This window comes from Enterococcus sp. DJ147D b (assembly GCF_058216655.1).
Map to the genome: position 1 here is coordinate 509453 of NZ_CM177104.1, position 17648 is coordinate 527100.

The 17648-nt window shown below is 36.3% G+C and carries 17 protein-coding genes; 10 read left to right on the top strand and 7 right to left on the bottom strand.

Annotated features, from left to right (window positions below):
- Positions 1-92: 92 nt before the first annotated feature.
- Positions 93-809 (bottom strand): GntR family transcriptional regulator, encoded by a 717-nt coding sequence (locus AC4BD1_RS02490; RefSeq protein ID WP_490466886.1) that lies wholly within the window; start codon positions 807-809, stop codon positions 93-95.
- A 158-nt stretch (positions 810-967) separates the two neighbouring features.
- On the opposite strand from AC4BD1_RS02490, the gene AC4BD1_RS02495 reads away from it, so the two are divergent.
- Genes AC4BD1_RS02495 through AC4BD1_RS02510 form a run of 4 tightly spaced genes read left to right on the top strand, consistent with a single transcriptional unit; the run spans position 968 to position 7497 of the window.
- Positions 968-2311, top strand: coding sequence for a PTS sugar transporter subunit IIC (locus AC4BD1_RS02495; RefSeq protein WP_206907030.1), 1344 nt, complete (start codon positions 968-970; stop codon positions 2309-2311).
- Between the two features lie 36 nt (positions 2312-2347).
- On the top strand, positions 2348-4984 hold the full coding sequence (locus tag AC4BD1_RS02500) for a glycoside hydrolase family 38 N-terminal domain-containing protein (RefSeq protein ID WP_490466887.1): 2637 nt from the start codon (positions 2348-2350) through the stop codon (positions 4982-4984).
- Positions 4950-6278, top strand: coding sequence for a glycoside hydrolase family 125 protein (locus AC4BD1_RS02505; RefSeq protein ID WP_206907034.1), 1329 nt, complete (start codon positions 4950-4952; stop codon positions 6276-6278). Before AC4BD1_RS02500 ends, AC4BD1_RS02505 begins: the two co-directional genes overlap by 35 nt.
- Positions 6279-6330: 52 nt before the next feature.
- Positions 6331-7497 (top strand): EndoS/ChiA family endoglycosidase, encoded by a 1167-nt coding sequence (locus AC4BD1_RS02510; protein WP_490466888.1) that lies wholly within the window; start codon positions 6331-6333, stop codon positions 7495-7497.
- Between the two features lie 37 nt (positions 7498-7534).
- Here AC4BD1_RS02510 and AC4BD1_RS02515 read toward each other — a convergent pair whose 3' ends face one another.
- Positions 7535-8170 carry an SDR family oxidoreductase gene (locus AC4BD1_RS02515; RefSeq protein WP_490466889.1) on the bottom strand — a complete coding sequence of 212 codons (636 nt, stop codon included), beginning with the start codon at positions 8168-8170 and terminating at the stop codon, positions 7535-7537.
- Between the two features lie 498 nt (positions 8171-8668).
- Here AC4BD1_RS02515 and AC4BD1_RS02520 point away from each other — a divergent pair, with 498 nt between their 5' ends.
- Entirely contained in the window at positions 8669-9091 is a 423-nt protein-coding gene (locus AC4BD1_RS02520) for a glycine zipper family protein (protein ID WP_490466890.1), read from the top strand.
- Positions 9092-9388: 297 nt separating this feature from the next.
- Here the strand turns inward: AC4BD1_RS02520 and AC4BD1_RS02525 are convergent, their stop codons facing one another.
- The 5 genes from AC4BD1_RS02525 to AC4BD1_RS02545 all read right to left on the bottom strand — a co-directional run bounded on the left by AC4BD1_RS02525 (position 9389) and on the right by AC4BD1_RS02545 (position 12914).
- A complete protein-coding gene (locus AC4BD1_RS02525) occupies positions 9389-9493 on the bottom strand; it encodes a putative holin-like toxin (RefSeq protein WP_490466891.1) in 105 nt (34 codons plus the stop codon).
- Positions 9494-9980: 487 nt separating this feature from the next.
- The gene (locus tag AC4BD1_RS02530; protein WP_490466892.1) at positions 9981-10616 is read right to left on the bottom strand and encodes an ECF transporter S component; all 636 of its coding nucleotides are present in this window, start codon (positions 10614-10616) and stop codon (positions 9981-9983) included.
- 13 nt (positions 10617-10629) lie between these two features.
- Positions 10630-11181, bottom strand: a complete 552-nt coding sequence (coaC, locus tag AC4BD1_RS02535; RefSeq protein ID WP_490466893.1) for a phosphopantothenoylcysteine decarboxylase — start codon at positions 11179-11181, stop codon at positions 10630-10632.
- Positions 11182-11928, bottom strand: a complete 747-nt coding sequence (locus AC4BD1_RS02540; protein ID WP_490466894.1) for a phosphopantothenate--cysteine ligase — start codon at positions 11926-11928, stop codon at positions 11182-11184.
- Positions 11928-12914 (bottom strand): acrylyl-CoA reductase family protein, encoded by a 987-nt coding sequence (locus AC4BD1_RS02545; RefSeq protein WP_490485773.1) that lies wholly within the window; start codon positions 12912-12914, stop codon positions 11928-11930. Before AC4BD1_RS02545 ends, AC4BD1_RS02540 begins: the two co-directional genes overlap by 1 nt.
- A 273-nt stretch (positions 12915-13187) precedes the next feature.
- Here AC4BD1_RS02545 and AC4BD1_RS02550 point away from each other — a divergent pair, with 273 nt between their 5' ends.
- The 5 genes from AC4BD1_RS02550 to AC4BD1_RS02570 are packed head-to-tail and all read left to right on the top strand — an operon-like array spanning position 13188 to position 17549.
- On the top strand, positions 13188-13730 hold the full coding sequence (locus AC4BD1_RS02550; RefSeq protein ID WP_490485774.1) for a helix-turn-helix domain-containing protein: 543 nt from the start codon (positions 13188-13190) through the stop codon (positions 13728-13730).
- 17 nt (positions 13731-13747) lie between these two features.
- Positions 13748-14833, top strand: a complete 1086-nt coding sequence (locus AC4BD1_RS02555; protein ID WP_206907050.1) for a polyamine ABC transporter ATP-binding protein — start codon at positions 13748-13750, stop codon at positions 14831-14833.
- A 12-nt stretch (positions 14834-14845) separates the two neighbouring features.
- A complete protein-coding gene (locus AC4BD1_RS02560) occupies positions 14846-15652 on the top strand; it encodes an ABC transporter permease (protein ID WP_490485775.1) in 807 nt (268 codons plus the stop codon).
- Positions 15652-16479, top strand: coding sequence for an ABC transporter permease (locus tag AC4BD1_RS02565; RefSeq protein ID WP_490485776.1), 828 nt, complete (start codon positions 15652-15654; stop codon positions 16477-16479). Before AC4BD1_RS02560 ends, AC4BD1_RS02565 begins: the two co-directional genes overlap by 1 nt.
- Positions 16476-17549: an ABC transporter substrate-binding protein gene (locus AC4BD1_RS02570; RefSeq protein ID WP_206907054.1), complete on the top strand. Its 1074-nt coding sequence runs from the start codon at positions 16476-16478 to the stop codon at positions 17547-17549. The genes AC4BD1_RS02565 and AC4BD1_RS02570 overlap by 4 nt, the downstream gene beginning before the upstream one ends.
- Positions 17550-17648: the final 99 nt, after the last annotated feature.

Consider the following 17648-nt stretch of genomic DNA (forward strand, 5'->3'; position numbering starts at 1 on the left):
TTAGCATTTCAACTTTACAGCAGCAAACAAGCATGCAAACTATTTTTTAGTTGGCATGCTTGTTTGCTTTTTCCAAGTGAACTGACTGGAGCTTACAGTTTCTTTAAATGAACATCGAGAACAAACTTACTTTGATTACTAATAAAATAAGATTTTGAAAATTCAAATGCCCGACCTTTTTGATCGTAACCAATTTGTTCGATTACCAATACAGGATCATTTTTTTTGATACCTAAAGAGTCACTAACTTCTTCATTTGCATGATCTGCATAAACAATTCGGCGTGCATCAACTAACTGTAACTTCGCTTCATGACCTAAATAGTCATAAACGGATCCTTGCAAGATTTCTTCGGTGATTGGTGCGATAGCGACCGGCATAACGACATGTTCGAAACTATAATATTGGCCATTCAATAAACGAACGCGCTTAAATTCATAAACAGGGTCCGTTTTATTTAAAGATAAGTTTTGCTGTTCTTCTTCTGTAGGCAAACGAGCATCAAAAAACAAAATATTACTTTTGATTTCTTGATCACGATGGGAATAAGTTACCCCAACCGGTAAATCTAAGGGAAGTAATTCGCTTGTGTTGTTTTCAATTGTTGGACGAATATATGTACCCGAACCTTGCTTACTAAATATTAATCCCTCATTTTCTAATAAAGATAGTGCTTTTTTTAATGTAATGCGAGAAACATCATATTTTTCTGCAAAAAATTCTTGGGTAGGTAATAAAGTCCCAGCACGATAATGATTTGTTAAGATATCACGCTTAATATCTGAGTAAATTTCGCGGTATTTGTACAATTTGTAAACCTCACTTTTTATTATTTGTATACACATTTTAATATAAAAAAGATAATTTGTATATATAATTATAAAATTAAGTGTTTACAAATTATCTTAGTTGTATATAATTAAATCAGAAAACGTTTTCTCTAAAAAGTAGAAAAGGGAGTATTACTATGAAATTTGATGTACAAAAACTTCAAGAACCATTGTTAAAAGTTTCAGCTTGGGTTGAAGGCAATACTATTCTACAGGCTGTAAAAAATGCGTTTGTCCGCACTATCCCATTTACTGTTGTTGGGTCATTTTCCAATTTAATTAAAATGCAGATCGATGCGTTGATTAAAAATCAAGGGATCGATAATGCAATTCTAACAAATATTAGTAACTTATTTGGTTACTTAGGAAATGCTACATTAGGAATCGTTGCTATTATTGTTGTCTTTTCTTCAGCTTACTCTTATGCGATTGAATTAAAACAGAAAGAAAAAAATGAACGCTTAAATCCAATTATTGCAACATTACTTGCATTGTCTGCTTACTTTGTAATGGTACCAAATAATGTGAATTATCTCGACTCTAAGGCAGAAATAATCGAAGGTTTTGCTTCTTCTTTCTTCAGTTATGAAGGTATGTTTACCGCATTGATTGTTGGAATGATCGCAGTTGCTTTATTTGCTCGATTTACACGAAGTAAATTTACGATCAAGATGCCGGGGAATGTTCCACAAAATGTTTTTGATTCCTTTTTCTCATTGATTCCGATCAGTGAAGTATTATTGATTTTTGGTGTTCTTCGTATCGTGATCCAATCATTAGGATATGTTTCATTGTTACAAATGATTTCTGAAGTGTTAATCAAACCATTGTTGACTGTTGGAACAGGCTTACCTGCAATTATTATTGTCATTTTATTACAACAAATTTTATGGTTCTTAGGATTACATGGTTTTAATATCGTTTGGGGAGTTGTTTCCGCGTTTTGGTTACCGGTTTTCTTAGAAAATGTTGCGAAGTTTGCAGAAACACAAAGTTTTGCTGGCATCTCAATCGCACCAAATACTATGACAAATGTTTATGCAATGATTGGTGGTTCAGGGGCAACCTTTGGCTTGATCATCGCCATGCTAATTTTTACGAGAAAAGGTGAAAAAGAACGAGAAGTTGCCAAATTAGCATTGATTCCTGGTTGTTTTGGTATTAATGAACCAGTTATTTTCGGATTACCAATTGTTTTAAATCCATTGATGTTCATTCCTTGGATCGTTGTACCAATCGTCAATGCCGTGATTGCTTATGTGGTAACTTCACTTGGCTGGGTCGTTCCATTAGTTGTTTTAAATTCAGGGAATGAACCAATTTTTATTAGCACTTGGGTCTTAGGCGCCTTCCATATTAGTCCAGTCATCTTGACTTTTGTATTGGTGGTCCTAGATATCATCATGTATGCACCTTTTGTCATTTTGAATCAACGACAAGAAAGAGCAGCAGACCAATTGATGGCTCGTTCAGCTGAATAATCGAATGAATTGTAGAAGAATAGAGGAGTGTCACTCATGAAAGATATTTACACAGTCGCACATACCCATTGGGATTTTGAATGGTATTTTACCCGTCAAGAAGCGCGCGTTCAATTTATTTTCCATATGGATGAAGTTTTAGAAGCTTTAGAAACAAATCAATTAGATTATTATACGCTTGATGGTCAAATGTCGATTATTGAAGATTATTTAGCTCTGTTTCCAGAAAAAGAAGCAGATATCAAAAAATTTGTGACAGCAGGACGCTTGTTCATTGGTCCATGGTTCACACAAATTGATGAGATGACTACGTCAGGTGAATCGATTGTTCGTAATCTAAAAATTGGCATTGCAGAGGCCAAAGCATTAGGTGGTGTGATGCGAGTTGGTTATCTACCAGACTCTTTTGGACAAGGACAAGATATGCCCAAAATTTATCAAGGATTTGATATTTCTCACGCATTGTTTTGGCGAGGAATGCCAAGAGAAGCGGAAGCTCGTTACTTTTACTGGTCAAGCAATGATGGCTCAAAAGTCTTAACAGCAAATATCAAAAACGGATACTATGCTGGTGTGGAATTGGTTGAGCAAAATCAATTTGATGATCTTGCAGAAAAAATCAGTACACAGACACCAAGTGAAACACATTTGTTACCAGTAGGTGGTGACCAACGAGCAGTTGACTTTGATTTGAAACAACGAATCAATTTAGCCAATCAAGAAAGCGAAGCAACGACTCGATTCATTGAAAGCAACTATCCGATTTTCTTTAAATCTTTAGAAAATGAATCTGAAAAACTTCCTGAGTTCTCTGGAGAATTTATTGAACCGTCTGATTCAAAAATCCATCGTGGCATTTATTCTTCTAGATATGATTTGAAACAGGTTTACGATCGATTAGAACGTAGCTTGACGTATCAATTAGAACCATTATCTGTCGTAGCAGCAAATCATGGTATTCCTGTCAAACAAGGACTGATTACAAGCTTGTGGAAAATCGTTGCCAGAGGACAAGCCCATGATAGTGCAGGTGGCTGTAACAGTGATAAAACGAATCAAGATATCTATATGCGTGGGATTAACGGATTACAAGAAGCGCAGTCTTGTGTGGATTATTTATTGCGAAAATTGAGCATTTCTTTGAACCAAGGACAAGAAAATCAAGTATTTCTTTGGAATCCATTACCCTTTGAATTGTCAACGATTCGTAAAGTGACACTTTCAACTAAAACACCTGATTTTTCATTAGTTGATCAAAACGGTGAAAAAGTCGAAATTGAATTGTTAAGTCAAAAACGAGAAAATGCCGCTCTTTTGAGAAGAAATCCAGCAGCGATGAGTGATGAACACTACTATGTAAGTGAAGTAGCAATCAAGTGTACATTGCCTTCAATGGGATGGCTTTGTTTTACTGTCGAAGAATCGGCTGCAAGTGTACCACAGCTTGCAAAAGCAACGGAGTTAGAAAATGACTGGTATGTGATCCAATTAAAAGAAGGAAAACTAAACCTTTACTCAAAAGAATTGAAGAAATGGTACCATGATTTCTTATGGTTTGAAGACAGTGGTGATGAAGGCGACACTTATGATTATTCACCAGCGTTTAATGACTGGTTCCTAGAACTTGATTTTGCACAGCATCAACAAGTAGTGGTTGAACAAGGCAACTTGATTAGTCGAATGACGATTGAGGGAGAATGGGCATTACCTTTTGACTTACGTTCACGAAAAGAACAAGTAACCGATGGAACAGTCAGCTATACGATGGTTCTGGAATGCAACAAACAAACGAACTTGATCGATGTGCATCTAACTTTAGATAATCAAGTCCTTGATCATCGTTTACGTTTGATGATAGCAACCAAAACAGCGGCAAATGTTTCTACAAGTGATACGCCATTTGGCATCATCCAACGGCCAATTGAAGAAAAACATCTACCTGATTGGAAAGAAATTGGCTATAAAGAAGAACCAACAAGTATGCGACCAATGTTACATCTTGCCAATCTTCATGATGAAAAAGAAAGCTGGTCATTTTTAACTAGAGGTACGAAAGATTTCCAAGTGATCGATGGTGAAAGACAGCAATTAGCAATCACTGTTTTACGTGGTGTGGGTTACTTAGGGCGTCCAGATACGTGGCGAAGACCTGGAGATGCTTCGGGACTTCAAACAAAAGTTGTCCCGACACCAGATAGCCAATTAGTGGGAACAATTGTATTTGAAGGAAGCATTGTTTTAGATGAACTTTTTAATAGCCAAAAGTTACAAACAAACTATTTAGAAACAACACAAGAAGCGCTTGACTATCAAACGCAGGAATTGAATCGTTTTACAACACCCATCCAATATTTCCCAGTCAATCCAAAATCACTTGTTGAAGATCCGCGAGGAAAAGTGACAGCTAGTGAGTTGACTGTTGTATTTAGTAGCCTCCAATCAACCATTGATGGAACAGGGATCGAATTACGTTTGTACAATTCAACAGATATAGCACAAGAAATACCAGGAAAACTCTCTTTTGATGTACCTGCGGAAGTAAAACTACTGAATTTGGAAGGCAAAGTAATTGATTCTGTAGCCAAGAATGTAATAACGTTAGCGATGGATGCTTTCAAGCCAGGTGAGATACGAACATATGGCATTTTTTTCAATAAACAAGAAATGGAGTAGTGACGTGATCAATCAAACAGAGTTAATCAATGAAATCCAAAAATATGCAATGACTATTAACTTAAAAGACGAAAAAGCAACAAAGTTATTTCAACATGCACTCGTTGATACAATTACGAATACTGTTTCTGTAAGAGAAAATGGTGAAATCTTTGTTGCCACAGGTGATATTCCCGCCATGTGGTTAAGAGATTCAACTTTTCAAGTCTTACCTTATTTAGAAATCGTCCATGAAGTGCCCGCAATCAAACAATTGATTCATGGCGTATTGAAGCAACAATTAACGTATATCAAGCATGATCCTTATTCTAATGCATTTAACAAGGAAACTGGTGGCGGTCATTACAGTAATGACACGTCAAATATTCCAATTTCACCATTAGTTTGGGAAAGAAAGTTTGAAATCGATTCATTATGTGCACCATTTTTCTTAGCGTTTCATCTGTACAAAAAAACAGGTTATGAAGCGCATTTGACACCTGATTTTTGGGCGATTGCTGAGTTGGCAATCGATACGTTCATTACAGAGCAACACCACGAAACATCAGAATACCTTTTCCAACGTACAGATTGTCCGCCATCGGACACTTTAGCAAGAGAAGGAAAAGGCACACCGATAAGTTATACGGGAATGGTCTGGAGTGGATTTCGTCCAAGTGATGATGCGTGCACCTATGGGTACTTTGTCCCAGGAAATTTATTTATTCTAGTTATCTTAGATCAATTACTAGAATTGTTAGCAGTGAAAACGGAAGAAGACCAAGAAGTATTACGTCAAAAAATCCAGAAGTTACAAAAAGACATATCAGAAGGTGTCCAACAATTTGCTATTCTACATGACGATAATGGTAAAAGTTATTATGCCTATGAGGTAGATGGTTTGGGAAATCATTTATTTATGGATGATGCAAATGTTCCTAGCTTATTATCTTTACCGTTTTTAGGTTATGTGAAAGAAAACGATCCACTTTATCAAACGACACGTCAGAAAATTTTAAGTAAAGAAAACCCTTATTATTATTCTGGAACTTACTTGGCAGGAATTGGCAGTCCGCATACACCACCAAATTATGTATGGCCGATTTCACTTGCGATGGAAGGCTTGACTTCAACGAATCAAGACTTTGTTGAAGAAAAAATTGATCAAATTGCTAAAACCGACGCTGGAACTTTGCAGTGTCATGAGGGAGTTGATGTGGACAATCCTGAGAATTATACGAGAGAATGGTTTTCTTGGGCAAATATGACGTATTGTGGTTTGGTTTTCCATTATTTGAAATTAAATGGAAAATGAATTGCTAGTGAGGCTTGACGGGATGTTTTACAGAAAAAGAGGAGAAAACAAAATGAAGAAAATGAAGGTTGGATTTGCTGCACTCGTTTTTTTTGCTATGGCACTTTTTATTCCTGTAACAGTTCATGGACAAGAACAAGAACATTCAACACAGACGATGGTTTACTATCGAGCTTGGCGCGATAAAACGATGCAGGGTGTCAACACTAGTTTACCTGATGAAAATTGGTTGACAATGGATGACATTCCTTATGGTATCGACATTGTAAACATCTTTAGTTATGTACCAAAAGGAGAAGAAGACAAAGCAGCACCATTTTTTAAGGAATTGAAAGAACATTACGTACCTAACTTACATGCGCGTGGTGTGAAATTAACCAAAGCAATTGACTATTCCGAATTGTTGAAAGTCCCTTATGCTGGTTCATTTCCAACAGAACAAGAGTTTGATGCATATGCAAATCAATTACTAGATGAACACGTACGTGCTTTTGGTATTGATGGTCTTGATATTGATATGGAAACTTTCCCAAGTGCTGCAGACATTGCTCTTTCAGATGGTGTAATCAAAGCGTTAGCAAAATACATTGGACCACTGGCGAACAATGGCACCGTTTTTGTTTACGACACGAATGGCTCTAACTTAGCACCTTTACAAAATGTTGCATCAAGTTTTACCTATTTAGGATACCAACAGTATGGATCGGATGACACACGAACACAACGTGCAATCAATGATTATGCCAATATCATTGAAAAAGAGCGCTTTATGCCAGGTTTGACTTTCCCAGAAGAACAAGACAATAATCGTTGGTATGATACAAAAGAACCTTATGAGACAAGTAATATTTATAAAGTAGCAAAATTTACCGCAGATCATCAATTATATGGAATGTTTTTATATGCTTTGGATCGAGATGGGCGAACATATCATGCAGATGATTTGAATCATGTTGTGCCATCAAACTTTTTATGGACAAAAACGGCTATTTTGCAAGCAAAAGGATTCACTTTAGAGCAAGCAAAAAATATTGCGATCCATCATTGGAACCGAGTAAGCGAAGAAGGACCACTAAAAAATTCAGTCCTAGAAAAAATAAATTTGGCGCAATCTATTTATGAAGTGAACAAAGTATTATTAGGGTCAAGTAGCGACTTTATAAACGATGGCGCAAGCATCACCTATGATCCAATTTATGAATTAACACTTATGAAATAAAAAAAAGGTATGGCAAGTAGTTGCCATACCTTTTTTTCTATTTAGCTAGTGCGTCTGCAATTTCCTCTGTTCCCTCGGAAAGAACAATTGTCTTTCGAGAAAAAGCGGAAGTATCAACTAATTGACTTAAGAATGCAGCAACTGTTTGGCGACTGATTGTTTTAGCAGCTTGTTCACCAGGTTCAGTTAATTGAATGTGTGAAACCTTTTCCTCATTGGTCAAAGTAACTGGTTGAACAATAACATAATCTAAAGTTGTTTGATGCTTCAACCATTCGTCAGCATAGTGTTTCGTAATGTAGTAGTCGATCATTGAAGCAGGCCAGTTTGCTGGATTATCTGCAAAAACGGCACTAATCATTAGGTAACGTTTGACCTCAGCTTGTTCTGACGCACGAATGGTTTTGATTGCACCGTCAAGGTCGACTTGTAATAAGTTTTTTCCTTGAGAACCAGCAGCAAAAATAACTGTATCGATTTCTTTAAAAGCGTTGACCATTTCTGCTACAGTCCAAGTCAAATCAAATGGAACGTAAGTAACGTTGTTCGCTTCAATTAGTGATTGTTTAGCAACATCTCGAACACCAGCAATGATTTGGTGATCCGTCTTTGCAAGGTCTTCAATCAAGTGGCGACCAATTTGACCATTAGCGCCGACAACAAAAATATTCATAGGAATCTTCCTTTCCGTTCAATTTCTTTCGAACTCATAGTAACACGAAGTTATTTAAATGTTCAGTGTTAACCCTTGGAAGGGAATGAAAAAGAAAGATAATATATCAAAGTAGAAAATGAGTTGAATAGTCTAAGAATATTAGTCAAGACTTAATTTAGAGCCAATAAACTAATAAACTGATATTTATATAAAGCCTAGCAAATTTTTAGTATCCTCTCTGCGTAATTTAATTCTTTCTGACTATGAAATATTACCTTATAATGTGAGTTATTAATTATAGAAGTAATAGCTGTATGCTATATATTTTTTGTTAACGTTTACAAAAAATATGAGGGAGTGTTAAAATGAAAAAAGTTAAACTAATTATTACGATGTTGTCTTGTATGTTGCTACTGAGTATATTAGCCCCAGGTACTTCTCAAGTTATCTATGCTTCAGAAAATGATGATAGTATAGAAACAAATAAAATGTTTCAACCAGAGAAGATAACCATACTTGATTCAATCACTTATAGTAAAATATGCTGGTGCTGAAGTCAAAATGTGCTATGCAGTTCAAACTCTAGGTGATTATATAGTACCATTAGGTAATGGATGGTCAGAAAAATTTGTGAATGGTGGTATTAATGAGTACGCAACCACTAAGGCAGGTTTAGCAAACTTAAGAGATTATTTAGGCGGTGCCGCTGTAGGATTTGCTGTGAATGGGGCAGCCTATGGAGCGGTAATTGGTGGAGTTATGGGGGCTGTCGTCGGTGTTATTATTGGAGCTGGGATATTAAGTAATTGTTGTAATCAAGGACAGGCTGACATTAAAGCTATGATTAATAAAGGTAGAACAAAAGGTGGTGTTCGACTGACGTTAACAGCAGAATTTCCCATTTGTAGCCTTGATTCACAAACGCAATGTGCTATCTGATAATGTAATGATTATACGATAGCTGATAGGAGTTTACGTATATGTTTCCGATGAGAAATTTTCTGATCTTTTCGACTGTTTTTGTAGTAATATTACTGTTTATAAAATACTATAAAAATAATCGAAGAAAATAGTTTTCGACTATTTGGAAAGTAACTATTAAAAATCAAATACATAATGAACAATAAAAAATGGGAGTAAAGTTAATCATCTTTGCGTTTCACCGCTAAAGACGGTGGCAAAGACATTACGATATCAAAAAGAAATAGCTAGTCGTCTCGCTAAAGTGACGACTAGCTATTTCTTTTTGTCGTTTTTAAGCACAGCCACAATCAAACCAATCAATGCGATGGTAAACATACCAAAACCAAGAATGATTTGAATTGTTTCATATGCGGACAAAAGGGTTACTCCTTTCGTAGCGTCCGGTACTTATATTCATAAGCACCACCACCTTTCGAAAAGTAACCACCGTCATTCAACTTCACTGTCAAATTTGATTATAGCATAAACCTTCCTAAACATAAGTAAATGTTTGGGAAGGCTTTCTTTTTTATTGCTTTCTTTTGTTTAATGAATGTGAGAAAAGCTAGACTAATCATTCAGGGAGATCGTTTTTGAAGCTAAATGCTTTGCACTACAACCTTTTTCTACGGTGTTCAAGAAGTAACTCCTTCCAAATAAGCCTAAATTACTCAAAAATTTGGGAAGCAATTTCTGGTAATTTTTTCTTATTTATTGGAGCTGGGCACTTCTTTCACAACCTTTTACACGGTGTTCCCCAAGCAACTTCTCGAAATAATTCATAACTGTCCAAAAATATGGCAAGCTATTTTTGTCAGTTGCTCATTATTTTTTCGAAGCTGAACGCTTGGAGCCACAACCTTTTTTACAATTCTTGTGTAGGGTTTACCTTAATCAACTTAAGAAGAACACTTGCCACAGCTGCAGTTGCTAGTCCTGCCACAATTGCCTCAGGAATTCCACTAGTAAAGATCACAGCAAGAATCGCCGAGTAGACCGCATTTGCACTTGCACCAATTACCTGAGCATAATCTTGTTGGAATAAAAAATAAATCAAATTCATTACTAAAATCGTGTTTGTAAGTGAGCCGACCAATCCTGCGATAAATAAGGCAACAGGAGAAGTATTTCTCTTAGAAAAGCGCTTGATACCTAAATAAACAAAGTAGGGAACGATACCAATCAAAATTCTTGGAATAAAAACCACCAGCAATGCTTTCCAACTACCTTGAGTGGTACCAATCACAGGAACTAAAGGAGAAAAAACAAAGGAAAGTGGGGTTTGGATAATGGTGCTACGGATTAAGCTGATGAAGCCGAAGACCCCACCAAGAAATGCGCCTAATCTTGGCCCTAAAACGATTGATGCAATAATGACTGGAATATGCATCGTCGTTGCATTGATTGGACCAATCGGAATAAAACCGAGTGGTGTGACTGCTAGTAAGATAAGAATAGCTAAAAACATTGCGGTTAAAGTGAAATTTTTAGTGTTTTTCATCACTTTTCCTCCTCTACATTGTTCGTTGATTCAAGTGTAACAGCACTTGATCAATAATTATTTGGACATCTGCCAATGCGCCTTTGCCAAAATCACCACAAGCTAGTAGGGATTCTCTTGGTTCGATTTCTTGATAACCAACAGATTTCAAAGTGGTTAAGTTTCGTTGGTTGATTGGATTTGTGTACATGTTCGTGTTCATAGCTGGTGCAATCAATTTGGGTGTTTTTTGAGGTAAAGCAAGTGCAACTGTAGAAAGTAAATCATCCGCAATTCCATTTGCTAGCTTTCCAATGATATTGGCTGTTGCCGGAGCAACTAGAAAGAGGTCAGCTTGTTTTGCTAATTCAATATGGTTGATTACTTTAGGGTTAGCTTCTTGCATGACATCTGTGTGAATTGGACGTTTGGCTAAAGATTGTAAAGTTAACGGTGTAATGAAATGCGTGCTGCTTTCAGTCATGATGACTTCAACTTGATAACCTAACTTCGTCAATTGGTTGGTGATATCTGCACTTTTGTAGGCAGAGATACTTCCAGAAATACCAAGTAGAACAGTTTTCATTTAATCATCTCCTTTATTTTTTTGAACATTTGTAACAATCAGATCCGCAATTTCTTTTTTTGTAAATGCTTCAGTAACGGTTCCATCTGCTGCGAGTAAATACCCGTGATGGTGTTCTTGAGAAATTTCAGTTAAGTCATTAGCTAGAATGAAGTCAGTTTGATTTTTGACCAGACTTTGTTGCGCAATATTTAGTAAGTGTTCTTTTGAAACATCCACAAGTAACTTAAATCCAACAATACATGCAGTAGGTTGCCAGTTCCGCAAATAACTAATGATTTTGGGTGTTTTTTCTAAAACAATGACTAATTGATCTGTGTCAGAAGAAATTTTCTTGGCAGAGTTGTTGTCAGCTTGCTTTGTTTGGGTCAGCCAGTTGTCAAAAGAAGTTTCAGTCACTTCATTTGTACCAAAACTTTCAATGAAATGCTCTTTTGACAAACTAATACTAGGGGTGAAATCACTGACAGCCATACTGTGAATGATGACGTCATATGTTTTTGTTTGTAAAAGTGTTTCTAGAGTTGTTAATAAATCATGTGTCGATTCAATCATATGCAAGTGAATCATGGTACTCGGCTTAGGTAACACACTGTTTTTGGTGGTGACATAGTCAATGATTGCTTCGGGGTTTTTCGAAAAAGCATCCGCGATTTGTTTACCTAGACGACCAGTTGAATGATTGATTATTGCACGTACTTGATCAATTTTTTCCGTGGTTCCACCAGCAGTTATCAAAATATTCATTATTCTTCACCTATATGAACTAAAGTTCTTCCTTGATGTGTTCCTGCCAACAATTGAGCAATTGTTTCTGGTAATTGGGCAAGCAAAATTTCTGTGACCAATAAGTCATTCGCAATTGCTAGTTCAGCCAATTGGTTCCAAATTTTTTCTCGTCGTTCATGAGGCACATTGACGGAGTCGATCCCAATCAACTGAATGTTTCGTAAAATAAAAGGTAAAACGGTTGTAGTTAATTCAATCCCACTGGCGTTGCCACACAACGCAGCAGCTCCATTATAAGAAATCAAAGGTAAAAGTTGACTCAATTGAGCGCCACCAACTGTGTCGATTACATAATCAACGGTTTGTTTTGCTAGTGGTTTTGGTTTTTCTGGTAAAAAAGCAGCTGGTTGAACAACTTGAGTTGCACCTAATTTTTTTAGCCAAGATGCAGCAGCTGTTTTCCGAGAAAGACCAGTGATAGTTGTAAAACCTAATTTATGTAGTAAAGCGATTGCTACACTACCTACACCGCCTGAAGCACCTGTGACTAACACGTGATTCGTTGGCTTCATTCCTTGTTCTAACAACGCATTGACTGCAAGAGCCGCAGTCAATCCAGCTGTTCCTAAAATCATTGCTTGTCGTGTACTTAATTGTTCAGGTAACTTGACTAGCCATTCACTTGGAACCGCTTGATATTGACTGTATCCACCAGGATGAGTAACGCCTAGTCCGTAGCCAGTAACTAAAACTTTTTCACCGGGTGAGAAGTGTTCAGTTGAACTTTTGATAACAGTTCCAGCTAAATCAATACCGGGTGTCATCGGGTAAGTCCGAATCACATTTCCAGATTCACTGCTAGCTAAAGCATCTTTATAGTTAACATCTGAGTAAGCAACTTTAACAAGCACTTCATTGTCTCTTAGATCAATGGGTTCTTGCTCAATAATTTTTGCTTGAAATGTTGGTTCCTTTGTTACTTGAAAAGATTTAAAAGTTTCCATAATAAAATGAAACCTCCCTCAAAATTTTCTTATATCATACCATAAACACATCATTTTTTTCGGAGTTCTTTCTCTAAGCTTTTATAAAAAAATAGCGAATGCCTCCTGAAAATTTTTTTCTTTTCTCTAGACGTAAAATTCTTTTTTTTATCACACGTTTTTTTCTCAAAAAAATAAACTGAAAGGGTTGCGTTTTTTGTTAAAATTCGTATACTAATACAGGTGATTGTAAACTTTAAGTTTACTATTAGAAAACTTCCGTTGGAGGAAAAAATGGAAATTGGAGAAAAGTTACGAAATTTACGAATTCAAAAGAACTTGACACAAGAAGAACTTGGCGAACGGACAGATTTATCAAAAGGCTATATTTCTCAATTGGAAAGAGACTTGAGTTCGCCCTCAATGGAAACTTTTTTTTCCATACTCGAAGTCTTGGGTGTCTCACCAGAAGAATTTTTTCGCCAAGAGGCACCAAGCTTGCAGATCGTTTATTCAGCAGAAGACCATACGATTTATTTTGATGAAGAAAATGGGTATGAACTGGAATGGTTAGTTTCTGATTCAAATGAAAAAGAAATGGAACCTGTTCTCTTGACGTTTGAGTCAGTTGGTGAGTATAAGACATTTGAACCTTCTTTATCTGAAACGTTTATTTTTGTGTTAGAAGGGGAATTAGAGTTAACCTTAGGTGAGAAGAGTTATTTTGCAAAAGCTGGTCAGTCTGTTTATTATCAAGCGACGAAGCAACATCAGTTAAGAAATCACTTGACAACTAAGACGAAAGTATTGATTGTTGCGACAAAATCGTATTTATAAATTGGAGGTAGGAAGAAGTGGGGAAACCAATTATTGCGTTTGATCAAGTAGTGAAACGCTATGACGATGAAACGATTTTAAAAAAGGTTAGTTTTGAAATTGAACAAGGAAAATTTTATACATTATTAGGGCCTTCCGGATGTGGAAAAACAACGATTTTACGAATTATTGCTGGTTTTACGGAAGCGACTGAAGGGGATATTTATTTTGAAGGGAAACGACTAAACGATCTTCCTGCCAATAAACGTCAAGTAAATACCGTTTTTCAAGACTATGCATTATTTCCTCATATGAATGTATTTGATAATGTTGCTTTTGGCTTACAAATAAAAAAGATGCCTAAAGATGAAATTCGAAAAAAAGTGACTGACGCACTAAGAATGGTCCAACTTCCTGGCTACGAAACGAGAGAAATCAGTGAAATGTCTGGTGGACAGAGGCAGCGTGTCGCGATCGCACGCGCCATCGTTAATGAGCCCAAAGTCTTGTTACTCGATGAGCCATTGTCTGCTTTGGATTTAAAATTACGAACAGATATGCAATATGAATTACGCGAATTGCAACAGCGTTTAGGAATCACTTTTATTTTTGTGACACATGACCAAGAAGAAGCTTTGGCAATGAGTGACGAAATTTTTGTTATGAATAAAGGAAAAATTGTTCAAAGTGGTACACCAGTGGACATTTATGATGAACCAATCAATCATTTTGTTGCTGATTTTGTTGGAGAAAGTAATATTGTTGATGGTGTGATGATTGAGGACAACTTAGTTGAATTTGTTGGAAAACAATTTGAGTGTGTGGATGGTGGAATGCGTCCAAATGAACCGGTCGAAGTTGTTTTACGCCCAGAAGATTTGAATATTACGACACCTGATAAAGGAAAATTAGTTGTTACAGTAGATACTCAGCTATTTCGTGGCGTACACTATGAAATTATTTGTTTCGATGAACAGCACAATGAATGGATGGTTCACTCAACGAAGAAAGCCAAAGAAGGAAGTAAAGTAGGCCTTTCTTTTGAACCAGAAGATATCCATGTTATGCGTTTCAATGAATCAGAGGAAGACTTTGATGCACGACTAGAAAGCTATGAAGAGTAAGGAGGCTGTGTCATGAAAACAATGCGAAGAATTTATTCAGTCCCTTATATGCTTTGGTTAGGATTATTTGTAATTGCACCAGTTATTATGATTATTTATCAATCATTTTTTGACATGAATGGACACTTTACTTTAGCAAATTATGCTACGTACTTTACTTCAGGAACCTATCTTTGGATGACTTTCAACTCTGTTTGGTATGCGTTGTTGATTACAGTTTTTGCGTTGTTGATTAGTTATCCGACAGCTTATTTTTTGACTAAATTGAAACATAAGCAATTGTGGTTGATGCTGATTATTTTGCCCACATGGGTCAACTTATTGCTGAAAGCTTATGCGTTTATTGGGATTTTTAGCATCAATGGAAGCGTTAATCACTTTTTTGATTTCATGGGTATTGGAACTAAGCAAATCTTATTTACAGATGTGAGTTTCTTATTTGTTGCCACTTATATTGAGATTCCGTTTATGATCATGCCGATTTTTAACGCATTAGAAGAGTTGAATCCATCGTTAATTAGTGCAAGTCGAGATTTAGGAGCAAATAATCTAGAAACATTTCGTCGAGTGATTTTTCCTTTATCTTTAAACGGTGTGAAAAGTGGTGTCCAGGCAGTATTTATCCCTTCACTTTCTTTATTCATGTTGACGCGATTAATTGGAGGAAACCGTGTGATCACGTTGGGGACAGCAATTGAACAACACTTCTTGGTTACCCAGAATTGGGGAATGGGTTCGACGATTGGCGTTATTTTGATTATTGCGATGTTTGTGGTCATGGTTTTAACAGGTGAGAAGAAAAAAGGAGGGCGCTCTTAATGAAAAAATTCAAGTGGTCTTATGTTTATCTAGCCATTGTTTTTTTATTGTTGTATTTGCCAATCTTTTATTTGATTTTCTACTCCTTTAATGACGGCGGCTCTATGACAAGTTTCACTGGCTTTACTTGGGAAAATTACCAAGCGGTTTTTGAAGACACGCGTTTGATTATTATTGTGCTGAACACCTTCATGCTTGCCTTTTTGTCTGCACTATTGGCGACAATCATTGGGACTTTTGGAGCAATGGGAATCTATTACACGAAAAAAAGAAGATCACGGACAGCATTGTTGAGTATGAATAATATTTTATTGGTTTCACCAGATGTTATTATTGGTGCTAGCTTTTTGATCTTTTTCACTTTGCTTGGCTTTGGTTTAGGATTTCAAAGTGTGTTACTTTCACACATTGCTTTTAGTATCCCGATCGTTGTGTTGATGGTATTGCCAAAATTACAAGAAATGAACGATTCGATGGTGGATGCTGCTCGAGATTTAGGTGCCAATAATCTGCAGGTAGTGAAAAATATCATTTTACCTTTTCTTTCTCCTGGGATCATTGCAGGGTATTTCATGGCGTTTACTTATTCATTGGATGATTTTGCTGTGACGTTCTTTGTTACGGGTAACGGGTTCACTACCTTGTCAGTGGAGATTTATTCTCGTGCGCGTCAAGGAATTAGTTTGGAAATCAATGCGTTGAGTGCACTTGTTTTCTTGTTTTCAATGATTCTAGTAATTGGTTATTATTTTATTAGTAAAGAAAACAGTCCAAAAAGAGGCAAAAAAAATCGTCGCATGCGTGAGGAGGTGGCAAAACTACAATGAAAAATTTGCAATCTTTATTTTTTGGCATCGTGATGATTATTGTTGTTTTGTTATTCGGCGTTCATCAATTGGAAAAATCAAGTGGTATGGCAAATGCTAAAATTTTAACGATTTACAATTGGGGTGACTATATTGATCCTAGTTTGTTGACTAAATTTGAAAAAGAATATGGCTATAAAGTCAACTACGAAACATTTGACTCAAACGAAGCAATGTTCACGAAAATCCAACAAGGTGGAACGAATTATGATATTGCGATTCCAAGTGAATACATGATTCAAAAAATGATAAAAGAAGATTTATTGCTGCCACTGGATCATTCCAAAATCACTGGATTAAATAATATCAACCCTCGATTTTTAGATTTGGCTTTTGATGAAGGAAACAAATACTCGATTCCTTATTTTTGGGGAACGTTAGGAATTGTTTACAACGATCGATTTTTAGATGCAAAACAAATGCAACACTGGGACGATTTATGGCAACCAAAAATAAAAGATAGCTTGATGTTGATTGATGGGGCCAGAGAAGTGATGGGGCTTTCTTTAAATAGTTTGGGCTATTCTTTGAATAGTAAAAATCTTTCAGAGCTAAATGAAGCTGCAGATAAATTGAATCAGTTAACACCAAATGTCAAAGCAATCGTAGCGGATGAAATCAAAATGTACATGATTAACGAAGAAGCATCAGTTGCGGTAACTTTCTCGGGAGAAGCAGCCGACATGATGTCAGAAAACGATCATTTACATTATGTTATTCCCACAGAAGGCTCAAATTTATGGTTTGATAACATTGTGATGCCAAAGACCGCAAAAAATACGGAAGGTGCCTACGATTTTATCAATTTTATGCTTAAACCAGAAAATGCAGCTCAAAATGCAGAGTATATTGGGTATTCGACGCCAAACGCTGCGGCTAAGAAACTATTACCAAAAGAAATTTCTGGTGATAAGCAATTCTATCCATCAGATGAAACGATTGCCCATCTGGAAGTCTATGAGGATCTTGGTCCTAAATATTTGAGCATCTATAATGATCTGTTTTTGGAATTCAAAATGTATCGCAAATGATGGCAAAACTCAGTAAAACTGGCGGAAACTCAAGGGTTAAAAAACTTTGTTGACGTGCTTTTAAAAGCTCAGTTTTCCAATTTTCTACCAAAAAAAAGC